Below are 10,960 nucleotides of genomic sequence, written 5' to 3'. Positions count from 1 at the left end.
CAGTTCTCCAACGGTAATTCGTGACAACTGACTAACTATGAATTCTCGGTTCTGGGTGTAAGGTTGATAATAATTGACTTTCCACCTCTGCTAATTCATCTAATCTGTCCATGACGATTTTTCGGTCATAATAGGTGTCAGCTAAAACCCAATACATCCCAAAATGTCTGGCTTCTGATGCCATTAAACTGCGGTAAAATTGAGCTAGTTCTGGTTCTGGACAGTTAGCAGCTAGGAGTCCTAAGCGTTCATGACTGCGGGCTTCTATTAAGCCGGTGACAAGTAAGGAGTCTAAAAATCTCTGGGGTTCTTGTCCCCGGACTTGGGATTTTAACCCTGCACCGTAGGGGGGTGCGGATAGGGCTGCTAGTTTGATCTGACGGCGTTCTAGCCATTGATTAACAAGTTCAAAGTGTTCGAGTTCTTCACGAGCGATCGCTGTTAACTCCCTCACCATTTTAGCATTAGAGGGATAGCGGAACATCATATTTAATGCTACTCCTGCGGCTTTGCGTTCACAGTGGGAGTGATCTAGTAAAATAATATCAAGGTTAGCGATCGCTTGCTCTACCCAAGCATCACTGGTAGGTTGTTTGAGGGCGTTGATAGTGGGTAAAGGTGAACTCAGCACAGCGAAAAACTCCAAATTTAATAATTAATTTTAATCTAGGAAAAAAGAGATGTTTGCCGAATTATTCCTATAATACAGTAAATTTGATTATTTATTCACAGGTACAAACGGTAATTTTAATAAACTGATAACATTAAAATTTCTAGTTTCTTCGGGTACACCAAATTGGATGGTTTCTGGTTGGGGTGGATAATAACGAGATTGAAATATTATATCCCAGATAGTTAATAAACTGGTGTAATTACTATTTAAATATTTTGTTAATTGGCAATGATGAGCGCGATGATAATTAGGTGTAACAATAAAATAACTCAGGAATTTATCTATTTTGAAAGGTAAAGCAAAATTACTATGATGAAAAACTAAGGATATAGCAAATAAAGATTCATATAATATCCACGCATTTGGGGTAACTCCCAATAGATAAATTAATCCAATTTTGGGAATATTGGAGACAATTACTTCTACCGGATGAAAGCGGTAAGCTGTGGATATATTCATCCATCTATCTGTATGGTGAACTTTGTGAAACCGCCAAGCAAAACCCCAAGTGTGGATTAATCTATGCCACGTATACATATATAAATCTAGCAATAAAAAAGAGAGAATAAAATGCAACCAGGGTAAATTTAGATCATAAAAAAATCCCTGTGATAAAGTTGGTTTCCAGAGAGATTTTAAGATTAAAATAACTGTGAGGTTAACCAATAAAGAATTTACTAAACCTAAAATTAGATTGTGAATAACTCTTTTAAGTAAAGTTTGATGATATTGAAAAAAGGGAATTAATGTTTCTAAGATTCCAAATATCACAATACTGCTGAAAACAGCCAGAGATTTATATTCCATTTTGTTTGATGTCCTGATAATTCTGCCGTAGATGGGTCAATTTTTTCTCTCTATTCATGAATTTTACCATGAATATTTTCTTGAGTCTCAAGAACAAAGAACAAGATCCCCGACTTCTTAAAGAAGTCGGGGATCTGAAACTCTTAATTTAAGAAAATTTCCTTAAAAATCCCAATAATTGCTTAGTTTTTGGTGTGAGTAAAGTCTTGCGATAAGCGTCTGCGGCTTTTTTAATGGCTTCTGCTTGGGTGGGGTAAGGATGAATTACACTGCTAAGTTTACTTAAACCAATTTGATGAACAATAGCTGTGGTAATTTCGGAAATCATCTCCCCTGCATGATTAGCAACTATGGTTGCACCCAGAATTTGATCTGATCCTTTTTTGTGATGAATCTTTAAAAAACCAGATTCTTCATGATCGGCGATCGCTCGATCTATGCGATTATAAGGTATCTTAATAGTTTCTATCTCTATACCCAATTCTTTCGCCTCCTGTGCATACATCCCCACATGGGCAATTTCCGGGCTGGTATATGTCACCCAAGGCATCACTAAACTACTGAGTTTAGATCGTCCCCAACCAAAAGGCGAAAACAGGGTATTTTTAATCACAATTCGGGCTGCCGCATCTGCCGCATGAGTAAATTTCCAATTCATGCAGATATCACCAGCGGCGTAAATTTTCGGATTTGTGGTTTGCAAATAATCATTTACTTTCACACCGAAGGTTTGATCGTATTCTACACCAACTACCTCTAAATTCAAATTTTCCACATTTGGCGCACGTCCCGCACCAACTAATATTTCATCAACTGTCACTGAATCTCTTTCACTATTCACAGAAAAATATAGGCGTTTTCCTTCCGTAACTGTGACAACTTCTTCTAATTGACAATTTAATACTAAACGAATCCCTTCATCAATCAAAACTTTTTGCAAAATTTCCGCTGCTTCTGGATCTTCCTGATTTAAAATATGTGAACCGCGATGAAATAATGTCACCTCACAACCCAAACGCTGAAATGTTTGTGCTAATTCACAACCGACAGGACCACCACCAATTATTGCTAATTTTTCCGGTTTCTGAGTCAGAGAAAAAACAGTTTCATTAGTTAAATAACCTGCCGCTTCAATTCCTCGAATTTTCGGTTTCACAGCCCTAGCACCCGTGGCAATGACAGCTTTTTTAAATTTTAAGGTTTGCTGATCAACTTCTATAGTATTCTGACTTTTAAATTTACCATTACCTAAAAAAACATCAATTCCTAAACTTTTAAATCTTTCCACAGAGTCATGATGACTAATACTCGCCCGAATACGTCTCATTCTCTCCATAACTGTAGCAAAGTCTACATCAAATTGCTGGGAAATATTAATCCCTAAATCTTTGGCTTTTTTGATTTCTTCAACTACACGAGAAGAACGAATTAAACATTTAGAGGGGATACAACCAAAATTTAAACAATCTCCTCCCATGAGATTTTTTTCAATTAATGCTATTTTCAAACCCAAATCTAAACCCGCAGCCCCCGCAGCGACAACTAAACCCGCAGTTCCCCCACCAATAACCACCAAATCATAATAATCAGCCGGTTGGGGATTTACCCAGTTATCGGGATGAACATTTTTGATTAGTTTTTGATTAAACTCATCCATTGGACGCATTGTGACTCTTGGAGATTCTGAATTTGACATTTTTTTACCTCTGAAGAATCAAGTAAGTAGGTTAGCATTGAAAATCGTCGTTATGGCAAGGCAAGAGGCAAGAGGCAAAAGGCAAGAGTGAAGAGGGTTTGGGCGATTTTACTTTTCTTTACACAGATTGGTTTTATTGTGTTCACCTACTTATCAAGTATGTTTGTGATTAGACAATCTGTTATTTATAGATACATTATAATTAAAATTTTGTCGGTTTGATATTTAACAGATTTTCTCAAGTTTCTGTAAATAAGCAACTAAACTTCGGAATCAAATTTCTTCGTCTAAAGCTTTCTTAGCTATTTTAGTAACATAGATTGTCACAGCAATTGTCGCTATTAACCCAATGATTTTAATTACCCAGGACAAGATGAGATTCACAGGTTGATTATGAGTGCTAATTAAGGCTAAATCTCCTGCTAAATAACCAAAATACACATACATAATTGTTCCAGGAATCATCCCCACTGAACCAATTAAATAGTCTTGAAAAGAAACACTAGTAATTCCGAAAGCATAGTTTAATAAGTTGAAGGGAAAAAGGGGAGAAAGTCGAACTAATAGGACGATTTTTAATCCTTCTTTACTAACGGCTTTATCAATGATGGCAAATTTTTTATAACTAGATATTTTCTCTTTTACCCAACTTTGAGCTAAATAACGTCCTACTAAAAATGCGGCTACAGCACCTAATGTAGCACCAATAAACACATATAAAGAACCCCAAATTACCCCAAAAATTATACCAGCACCTAAAGTGAGAATTGCGGCTGGTAAAAAAGCCAAAGTAGCAATAATGTAGATACCAATAAATACTATTCCCCCCACAGCACCAAGACTATTAATCCATTGTAAAGTATTTTGTAAAAATGATAGGAAACTGAGAGAAGATACACTAATAGATTCCTGTACTAAAGCTAAATCTATTTCTGATAAAAATGTCATAACCATAAGAATTATTTACAATTTTGAAGAAGAGTACCAATTACGAATTCGATGGGGGGATATCCCTAGTAAATAAGCAATGACAATAATTTGATTCCAGAGAGTAGTCTGGATAATTCCTTTTTTTAACCATCTGCGAGGTGAGGTAATTACAGGTGTTGGTAATAGATAAATTTTTCCCAGAGTTTTTAATTTTCTCATCAGTTCAAAGTCTTCCATAATTGGCATTTGGGGGAAATTACCAACTTGCTGAAATACATCTTTGGTGAGAAAAATACCTTGATCACCATAGGGCATTTGCCAAAGATGCGATCGCCATTTTACCCCAAATTCGACTAAACGCAACCCCCAATCAGGGGCATTTATCCGTAAAGCGAACGCACCAGCGACAATTCCCGGTTTTGCTAAGGTTGTGCGAATCATCTGCTCGAAATTAGTCGGTAAACGAGTATCAGCATGGAGAAACAGCAAAATCTCCCCACTAGCAGCCATAGCACCTGCATTCATTTGATTAGCACGTCCGAGAGGAGAAATAATCACCTGAACATTTAAGGATTTGGCTATTAATAATGTTTGATCTTGTGAACCACCATCAACTATAATGATTTCTATATGACTGCCAATTTGACTGCTAATAATTGCCTCATGAATATTATCAGCTTCATTGAGTGTGGGAATAATAATAGAAATTAAGTCCCGATTAAAATTTTGATTTATGATTTTCGTCATGATTCTCAAAATATTTATGCAATAAATAGTAAACTTTTGCTATTTTATTGAAACCTGATAATATTTAAACAAGTTCTACATTCTCTCAATAATCATGCTATTTCTCCAAGTTATTATATGTATCACTTTAGTAATTTTCATCGGCTCATCACTTTCCCAAAGTGCCGATATATTAGCAGAAAAAACCGGAATGGGACGAACTTGGGTAGGAACAATTCTCTTAGCAGGTGTCACATCTTTGCCGGAACTAGCCACAGGGACAAGTGCCATTATTCTGTTTAACTCTCCAGACCTAGCTGTAGGGGGCATCTTGGGCAGTTGTCTCTTTAATTTACTCATTTTGGCATTACTTGATATTTACAACGGACCTGAACCCGTACTACAGCGAGCGCAGATTAGTCATGGATTAGCCGCTAGTTTGGGCTGTGTCATGCTAGGTGTGACGACTCTAGGAATACTCCTAGCGAAAACAGAAATGAATTTAGCTGTAGGATGGGTGGGTATCCCTAGTATCATCTTACTCTGGCTCTATTGGTTGAGCGCCCGCATGATTGCTCAATTTGAGATGAGACGACGCGCACAAGTGCTAGAGGAAGAAATTGAGGCTTTTCAATATCAACATATTACCTCAAAACAAGCATATCTGAGGTTTATTTTCCTCTCAGTCATAATTGTAATTCTCGGTATTTGGTTGGCATTTTTAGGTGATAGAGTCGCAGAGGTAACTGGATTAGGACAAAGCTTTATTGGTGCAATTCTCTTAGCTACAGCCACTTCCCTTCCTGAAGTAGTAGCATCATTAGCTGCTATTCGACTTAATGCCGTTGATTTAGCAGTATCCAATATTTTTGGTTCTAATATCACCAATTTAGCAATTTTGGGCGTTTATGATTTGGTCTATTTACAAGGTAATCTTTGGTTAAACATCAGTCAGATACATATATTTACTGCTATTGTCGCCATGATTATGACTTCAGTAGCTATTAATGGGCTAATTTACCATGCTGTAAGTGGTTCACGAATGTACATTACCTGGGATGGATTAACTCTAGTTGCCCTCTATATTGGCGCAATGTACGTGATTTACCGGGATATATTTTGATGGGAATTAAGGATTTTTTTCCAAATTATCTAAAACTCCACTGCGAATCATCATTTGTGGCCAAATTAACAGAAAAAATCCCATCCAAATTAATAATGGAATAGCTACTAAAATTGTCACCCAAAGAATTTTAAATATTAACCAGCTACCGCCAATTAATGTGACAGCAGTGAGGATAATTGACCAAGGCTGACACCACCAAGGTTTATATTTCCAAGGACTAATTGTTTGTTGTTCAGACATTTTTAGATGAAAAAACTAGAATTTGCTAAGAGGGTGTTTGAAAAGTTATGGTTGATGTATCAAATATTTTTTACCCCACCCTAACCCTCCCCTTGTAAAGGGGAGGGAACTGGATTTTTATTGTTTTTCTCCTTGTAAAGGGGGGTAGCAATGTGATGAAAATTACGGAATACCACTTTTAAAACATCCTCTAAGAGAGAAATCATGGGCAATAGGTGAATTTTTTAATAAAGTGACTACTAACCATTGACACTTGCCGATTTTGATATTTCATTATGTACATGAATATTATATCAGCATTTATCCTCATATTTTTTCATAATGATTTATTCGTAACTTTGACTACTTTTAGTATTTTTTCAAGAGTTCTAAATAGACGGCAAAATATATTATAATATTGTTACATATTTGTTAAGAAAGGTTACATGACTCTTAACAAAAGGAAATATTGTTTATGGTTGTTCCCAATGAGAAGAATGCACCACATGAGATTGTTATCGTTGGTGGTGGCTTTGGTGGACTGTATGCCGCCAAGGCTCTTGCGAACGCGAAGGTAAATGTTACTCTCATTGATAAACGTAATTTCCACCTATTTCAGCCGCTTTTATATCAAGTTGCCACAGGTACGCTATCACCTTCGGATATTTCCGCACCACTACGATCTGTATTCAGCAAAAGCAAAAATACAAAGGTGTTGTTAGGAGAAGTAACTGATATTAATCCTAAAGCGCAACGAGTTATTTTTGGTGATGAATCCATACCTTATGATACATTAATTCTAGCCACTGGTGCTAATCATTCCTATTTTGGTAAGGATAATTGGAAAGAAATTGCCCCTGGTTTGAAAACTGTAGAAGATGCGATAGAAATGCGTCGGCAGATATTTTCAGCATTTGAAGCCGCAGAAAAAGAAAGTGATCCGGCAAAACGTCGGGCTTTGTTAACTTTTGTGATTGTGGGGGGAGGTCCGACTGGTGTAGAATTGTCAGGTGCGATCGCAGAGTTGGCATACCAAACCCTCAAAGAAGATTTTCGTAACATTGACACCACAGAAACGAAAATTTTACTATTACAAGGGGGCGATCGCATTCTCCCACACATTGCCCCAGAATTATCGCAAGTAGCAATAGAATCTTTACAAAAATTGGGTGTGGTTATTCACACTCAAACCAGAGTCACAAATATTGAAAATGACATTGTTACTTTCAAGCAAAACGGTGAATTGACAGAAATTCCCTCAAAAACTATCTTGTGGGCAGCGGGTGTGCAAGGTTCGGCTTTGGGGAAAATCCTCGCAGAACGCACAGATGTAGAGTGCGATTTCTCTGCCAGAGTAATTGTAGAACCTGACTTAACTATCAAGGATTATAAAAACATTTTCGTAATTGGAGACTTAGCTAATTTCTCCCATCAAAATGGTAAACCCTTACCGGGTGTTGCCCCCGTAGCTAAACAACAAGGAGAGTATGTAGGTAAACTCATCAAACGACGGCTGCAAGATCGGACTTTGCCAGAATTTAAATACAATGATGTAGGTAGTTTGGCAATGATTGGGCAAAATTTAGCCGTTGTAGATTTAGGCTTCATCAAACTCACAGGTTTCATTGCTTGGGTATTTTGGCTAGTAATTCACATCTATTTCTTAATTGAGTTTGACACTAAACTAGTAATAGTAATTCAGTGGGCATGGAATTATATTACTCGGAATCGGCGCTCTCGCTTGATTACAGGTAAAGAGGCTTTTTTAGCAACACAACCTGTTAACAATAGTGGCGATTCCCAACCCAACAAAAATAAGCAGCCAGTCAATCTCTAGTATTTGTGGTTGGCATTAAGTAGCTCAACTAAAAACACTTAAAACCCAAATCCTTGACTACTTAGAGAAGTCGGGGATTTATTTCTTGGCATTGAGTTCTTCTCATCAAATACTCACAAAACTTATTCCTGTAACCAATTTTCTAAACTTAATCCTTCAACTCTCAATAAATCACTATCATTAGAAACTAGAATAAATCCTTTAACAATAGCAGTTGCAGCAATTAAAATATCCTCTGTTTGGATTGGTAATCCTCTTAATCTAAGATTTGCATGAATTTCTGACGCTTTTTCTAAAATCGCTAAATCATCCAAGAAAATGATTTGAAAATCCTTGCAAAAATCATCAAATCTTTCTAGTTGTTTAATTGCTTTTACTGCAAATAAACCTCTTTTAACTTCAAAGAAAGTAATGCAACTAATAGATATTAATTCTTCCTGTGAACGTAATTCTTCTAATTTTTCCTTAATTATGAGATTATTTTTGATAGCAAAAGAAACAATGTTGGTATCTAATAAATAAGTCATTTTTTATTTCCTTTTAACTGCTTCGTCAAAAATAGCTATTTGTTCAGGAGTTAAATCATCTAACAATCCTGACAGCATTTCTACAGACAAAATACTGCTACAACGTTTTTTCAAGTCTTGATCTTCCATAATATTAAACTCCTCAATAGATAAATTTTTCTGAAATATGTTGCATAAATGCTGAATCATTTCCTCCTCATTCAGTTCTTCCTTAAATAAAGGACGTTCTTCCATTAAAATAGTCACAATTCTCTCAATTCTTGTTTTCATTGATTCTTGTTGAAGTTCTGTTGATAACATAATATTTCCTCCAGAGAAATGTAAATGATATTCAGGGATTTTATATATTGTAGCATTTTTCAGTTTTAACGTGATGCGGTTGATAGTGCGGCAGCGGTGGCTGTATGTTTAGGAAGTTCAGAAACAGAGATTGAGAGGGAATTAAGAAATCTGGCGTTGCTGATTTTAGGGATGAAAATAATTTTGCATACGTTCAAGACTCTTGTAGAGACGTTCCATGGAACGTCTCTACCTCCAAAAATCATACGCCAATTCAGCAACGCCGTTTAATTTAGGTCTGTCCTTAGAAAAAGTGGATAGGGAACAAGATGCACTGGGGGCTTATCGCAATGCGCGGGAACTGTATCAGACAATGGGACTTGATGCTGATGTGCAAGATTGTCATGATAAAATTGAGGTTCTTTCTCAGCGTGGGTTTTGGGGTTGGTTGCGGCGGTTTTGGGGCTGGTTACGCGGTTGGTTTCGGCGATAAATAAAATCTGTTGAGTTATAATTAATCTAATGTGTTAATTCCCAAATCTTTGAAAATTATAGTTTCAAATTTATGAACAGCCAAACTATTCCTCAAATTATTCCTAAGAAGGATATTACTGAGTATTTCAATTTCCTTTTTCCTGGAGATATTAGACTAAAAAACTCCAGAATAGGAATTGAGACAATACTTTATGAATACATTGATTGTGGACGTTCTACAGAAGAGATTGCTCAAATATATCAATCACTTTCTTTAGAACAAGTCTATGCCACTATTCTTTACTATTTGCAAAACAAAGAAACTATCAGCGATTACATGAAGAACTGGATAGAACATGGTCATAGAATGAGAGAAGAACAGAGACTTAATCCCCCACCAGTATCAGAAAAACTTCGTCAACTGAGAATAGAAAGACAAGCAAAAGTATAAGGAAATGACCATTAAATATTTGATTGATGAAAATATTAATCCTTTATATCCAAAACAAATTAAACTCAAAGAACCTGATATTGTTGTTCAGGTGGTAGGAGAAACAGGAATACCACAGAAAGGGACACTTGATCCTGAAATTCTCTGTTGGTGTGAGGAGAATAATTTCGTATTAATCAATAAACTATTAAAGTTGTAAAATTCAATGTATGACAACATCTGTAAATATCTCGCCGAAAACTTCCAAGCAGACTTAGCCACATGGTTACTAGGTTCACCAGTCGAGTTAACAGAACTGAGTCCAACAGAATTATCAAACGAACCAATTCGTGCCGATTCGTTAATTTTATTACAATCAGAGAACTTAATATTACATATTGAATTTCAGACCGATGGTAATAAAAATATACCCTTTAGGATGTTAGATTATCGAGTTAGAGGTTATCGGCGTTTTCCTGACAAAGAGATGCGTCAAGTAGTGATTTATTTGAGAAAAACAGATTCTGAATTAGTCCATGAGAATAGTTTCAGATTAAACAAAACTTACCATGAGTTTGAAGTAATCCGTCTATGGGAACAACCAACAGAACAATTTATGACCGCGCCCGGTTTATTACCATTTGCTGTGCTAAGTCAGACAGAAGATCCTACAATGGTATTGAGCCAGGTAGCACAAGCAGTCGAAAAAATTAAAGATCAACAACAACAAAGGGATATAGCTGCTGCCAGCAGTATTTTAGCCGGGTTGGTGTTAAATAGAAATGTAATCAAGAAAATTTTCAGGAGTGAGATTATGCGCGAATCAGTAATTTATCAAGACATCCTCGAAGAAGGTGAAGCCAAAGGTGAAGCCAAAGGTGAAGCCAGAGGCAAGGCTGAAACAACAAGAAAATTGGCTATAAATTTATTACGAATCGGTATGAATTTAGAGCAAATTGCTGAAGTTACTGAACTATCTGTTGAACAAGTTCGAGCTTTACAACATGAAATTCAATCATTGTAAAACTGAGTATTTGTAGTGATTTTTCAGTAAAGAGTGCGATTCCTACGGAGCGCTTCGCTATCGCTCTCCGTAGGCATCATGTATACCTCACAACCAACGAAGATGAGCGATCGCCTTAATCCCCCATCATTATCAGAAAAACTCCGTCAACTTAGGATAGAAAGACAAGCGAAAGTATGAGGAAATGACCATTAAATATTTGATTAGAGAAA

General features: G+C 36.4%; 14 protein-coding genes. 6 read left to right on the top strand and 8 right to left on the bottom strand.

Annotated features, from left to right (window positions below):
• Positions 1 to 31: 31 nt before the first annotated feature.
• The 5 genes from FJR37_RS19045 to FJR37_RS19025 all read right to left on the bottom strand — a co-directional run bounded on the left by FJR37_RS19045 (position 32) and on the right by FJR37_RS19025 (position 4,853).
• Positions 32 to 631, bottom strand: a complete 600-nt coding sequence (locus tag FJR37_RS19045) for a tRNA-(ms[2]io[6]A)-hydroxylase (protein WP_039201206.1) — start codon at positions 629 to 631, stop codon at positions 32 to 34.
• Between the two features lie 87 nt (positions 632 to 718).
• Positions 719 to 1,480: a sterol desaturase family protein gene (locus FJR37_RS19040; protein ID WP_168466831.1), complete on the bottom strand. Its 762-nt coding sequence runs from the start codon at positions 1,478 to 1,480 to the stop codon at positions 719 to 721.
• 148 nt (positions 1,481 to 1,628) lie between these two features.
• Entirely contained in the window at positions 1,629 to 3,176 is a 1,548-nt protein-coding gene (locus tag FJR37_RS19035; RefSeq protein ID WP_168466830.1) for a mercuric reductase, read from the bottom strand.
• A 273-nt stretch (positions 3,177 to 3,449) separates the two neighbouring features.
• Complete coding sequence (locus FJR37_RS19030) at positions 3,450 to 4,139, bottom strand: TVP38/TMEM64 family protein (RefSeq protein ID WP_371416143.1); 690 nt, start codon at positions 4,137 to 4,139, stop codon at positions 3,450 to 3,452.
• Positions 4,140 to 4,853 (bottom strand): TIGR04283 family arsenosugar biosynthesis glycosyltransferase, encoded by a 714-nt coding sequence (locus FJR37_RS19025; RefSeq protein ID WP_039201623.1) that lies wholly within the window; start codon positions 4,851 to 4,853, stop codon positions 4,140 to 4,142. It lies immediately after the preceding gene.
• A gap of 94 nt (positions 4,854 to 4,947) precedes the next feature.
• Between FJR37_RS19025 and FJR37_RS19020 the strand changes: the two genes are divergently transcribed.
• Positions 4,948 to 5,955 (top strand): sodium:calcium antiporter, encoded by a 1,008-nt coding sequence (locus FJR37_RS19020; RefSeq protein WP_039201621.1) that lies wholly within the window; start codon positions 4,948 to 4,950, stop codon positions 5,953 to 5,955.
• A gap of 6 nt (positions 5,956 to 5,961) precedes the next feature.
• Here FJR37_RS19020 and FJR37_RS19015 read toward each other — a convergent pair whose 3' ends face one another.
• The gene (locus FJR37_RS19015) at positions 5,962 to 6,198 is read right to left on the bottom strand and encodes a DUF6737 family protein (protein WP_039201620.1); all 237 of its coding nucleotides are present in this window, start codon (positions 6,196 to 6,198) and stop codon (positions 5,962 to 5,964) included.
• A 454-nt stretch (positions 6,199 to 6,652) separates the two neighbouring features.
• Here FJR37_RS19015 and FJR37_RS19010 point away from each other — a divergent pair, with 454 nt between their 5' ends.
• Positions 6,653 to 8,014 (top strand): NAD(P)/FAD-dependent oxidoreductase, encoded by a 1,362-nt coding sequence (locus FJR37_RS19010; protein ID WP_168466828.1) that lies wholly within the window; start codon positions 6,653 to 6,655, stop codon positions 8,012 to 8,014.
• A 122-nt stretch (positions 8,015 to 8,136) separates the two neighbouring features.
• Here the strand turns inward: FJR37_RS19010 and FJR37_RS19005 are convergent, their stop codons facing one another.
• Together FJR37_RS19005 and FJR37_RS19000 are read right to left on the bottom strand one after the other, a co-directional pair.
• Positions 8,137 to 8,541, bottom strand: a complete 405-nt coding sequence (locus tag FJR37_RS19005; RefSeq protein WP_168466827.1) for a type II toxin-antitoxin system VapC family toxin — start codon at positions 8,539 to 8,541, stop codon at positions 8,137 to 8,139.
• A 3-nt stretch (positions 8,542 to 8,544) separates the two neighbouring features.
• The gene (locus tag FJR37_RS19000; RefSeq protein WP_168466826.1) at positions 8,545 to 8,841 is read right to left on the bottom strand and encodes a hypothetical protein; all 297 of its coding nucleotides are present in this window, start codon (positions 8,839 to 8,841) and stop codon (positions 8,545 to 8,547) included.
• A gap of 217 nt (positions 8,842 to 9,058) precedes the next feature.
• Between FJR37_RS19000 and FJR37_RS18995 the strand changes: the two genes are divergently transcribed.
• The 4 genes from FJR37_RS18995 to FJR37_RS18980 all read left to right on the top strand — a co-directional run bounded on the left by FJR37_RS18995 (position 9,059) and on the right by FJR37_RS18980 (position 10,748).
• Positions 9,059 to 9,313 (top strand): hypothetical protein, encoded by a 255-nt coding sequence (locus tag FJR37_RS18995; RefSeq protein WP_254434612.1) that lies wholly within the window; start codon positions 9,059 to 9,061, stop codon positions 9,311 to 9,313.
• 72 nt (positions 9,314 to 9,385) lie between these two features.
• Positions 9,386 to 9,745 carry a DUF433 domain-containing protein gene (locus FJR37_RS18990; protein WP_168466825.1) on the top strand — a complete coding sequence of 120 codons (360 nt, stop codon included), beginning with the start codon at positions 9,386 to 9,388 and terminating at the stop codon, positions 9,743 to 9,745.
• 4 nt (positions 9,746 to 9,749) lie between these two features.
• Positions 9,750 to 9,944 (top strand): DUF5615 family PIN-like protein, encoded by a 195-nt coding sequence (locus FJR37_RS18985; RefSeq protein WP_052149827.1) that lies wholly within the window; start codon positions 9,750 to 9,752, stop codon positions 9,942 to 9,944.
• A gap of 6 nt (positions 9,945 to 9,950) precedes the next feature.
• A complete protein-coding gene (locus FJR37_RS18980; RefSeq protein WP_168466824.1) occupies positions 9,951 to 10,748 on the top strand; it encodes an Rpn family recombination-promoting nuclease/putative transposase in 798 nt (265 codons plus the stop codon).
• The last annotated feature ends 212 nt before the right edge of the window (positions 10,749 to 10,960 follow it).

Source organism: Aphanizomenon sp. UHCC 0183 (assembly GCF_009712065.1).
Taxonomy (GTDB): Bacteria; Cyanobacteriota; Cyanobacteriia; order Cyanobacteriales; family Nostocaceae; genus Dolichospermum; species Dolichospermum heterosporum.
This window is presented reverse-complemented; position numbering and strand designations above follow the sequence as displayed.

Excerpts from the sequence above, each read along its gene's own strand:
- FJR37_RS19025 (WP_039201623.1), bottom strand. The coding sequence starts at position 4,853 with ATGACGAAAATCATAAATCAAAATTTTAATCGGGACTTAATTTCTATT.
- FJR37_RS19020 (WP_039201621.1), top strand. The coding sequence starts at position 4,948 with ATGCTATTTCTCCAAGTTATTATATGTATCACTTTAGTAATTTTCATC.
- FJR37_RS18995 (WP_254434612.1), top strand. The coding sequence starts at position 9,059 with ATGGAACGTCTCTACCTCCAAAAATCATACGCCAATTCAGCAACGCCG.
- FJR37_RS19015 (WP_039201620.1), bottom strand. The coding sequence starts at position 6,198 with ATGTCTGAACAACAAACAATTAGTCCTTGGAAATATAAACCTTGGTGG.
- FJR37_RS18980 (WP_168466824.1), top strand. The coding sequence starts at position 9,951 with ATGTATGACAACATCTGTAAATATCTCGCCGAAAACTTCCAAGCAGAC.
- FJR37_RS19000 (WP_168466826.1), bottom strand. The coding sequence starts at position 8,841 with ATGTTATCAACAGAACTTCAACAAGAATCAATGAAAACAAGAATTGAG.
- FJR37_RS19010 (WP_168466828.1), top strand. The coding sequence starts at position 6,653 with ATGGTTGTTCCCAATGAGAAGAATGCACCACATGAGATTGTTATCGTT.
- FJR37_RS18985 (WP_052149827.1), top strand. The coding sequence starts at position 9,750 with ATGACCATTAAATATTTGATTGATGAAAATATTAATCCTTTATATCCA.
- FJR37_RS18990 (WP_168466825.1), top strand. The coding sequence starts at position 9,386 with ATGAACAGCCAAACTATTCCTCAAATTATTCCTAAGAAGGATATTACT.
- FJR37_RS19040 (WP_168466831.1), bottom strand. The coding sequence starts at position 1,480 with ATGGAATATAAATCTCTGGCTGTTTTCAGCAGTATTGTGATATTTGGA.
- FJR37_RS19005 (WP_168466827.1), bottom strand. The coding sequence starts at position 8,541 with ATGACTTATTTATTAGATACCAACATTGTTTCTTTTGCTATCAAAAAT.
- FJR37_RS19035 (WP_168466830.1), bottom strand. The coding sequence starts at position 3,176 with ATGTCAAATTCAGAATCTCCAAGAGTCACAATGCGTCCAATGGATGAG.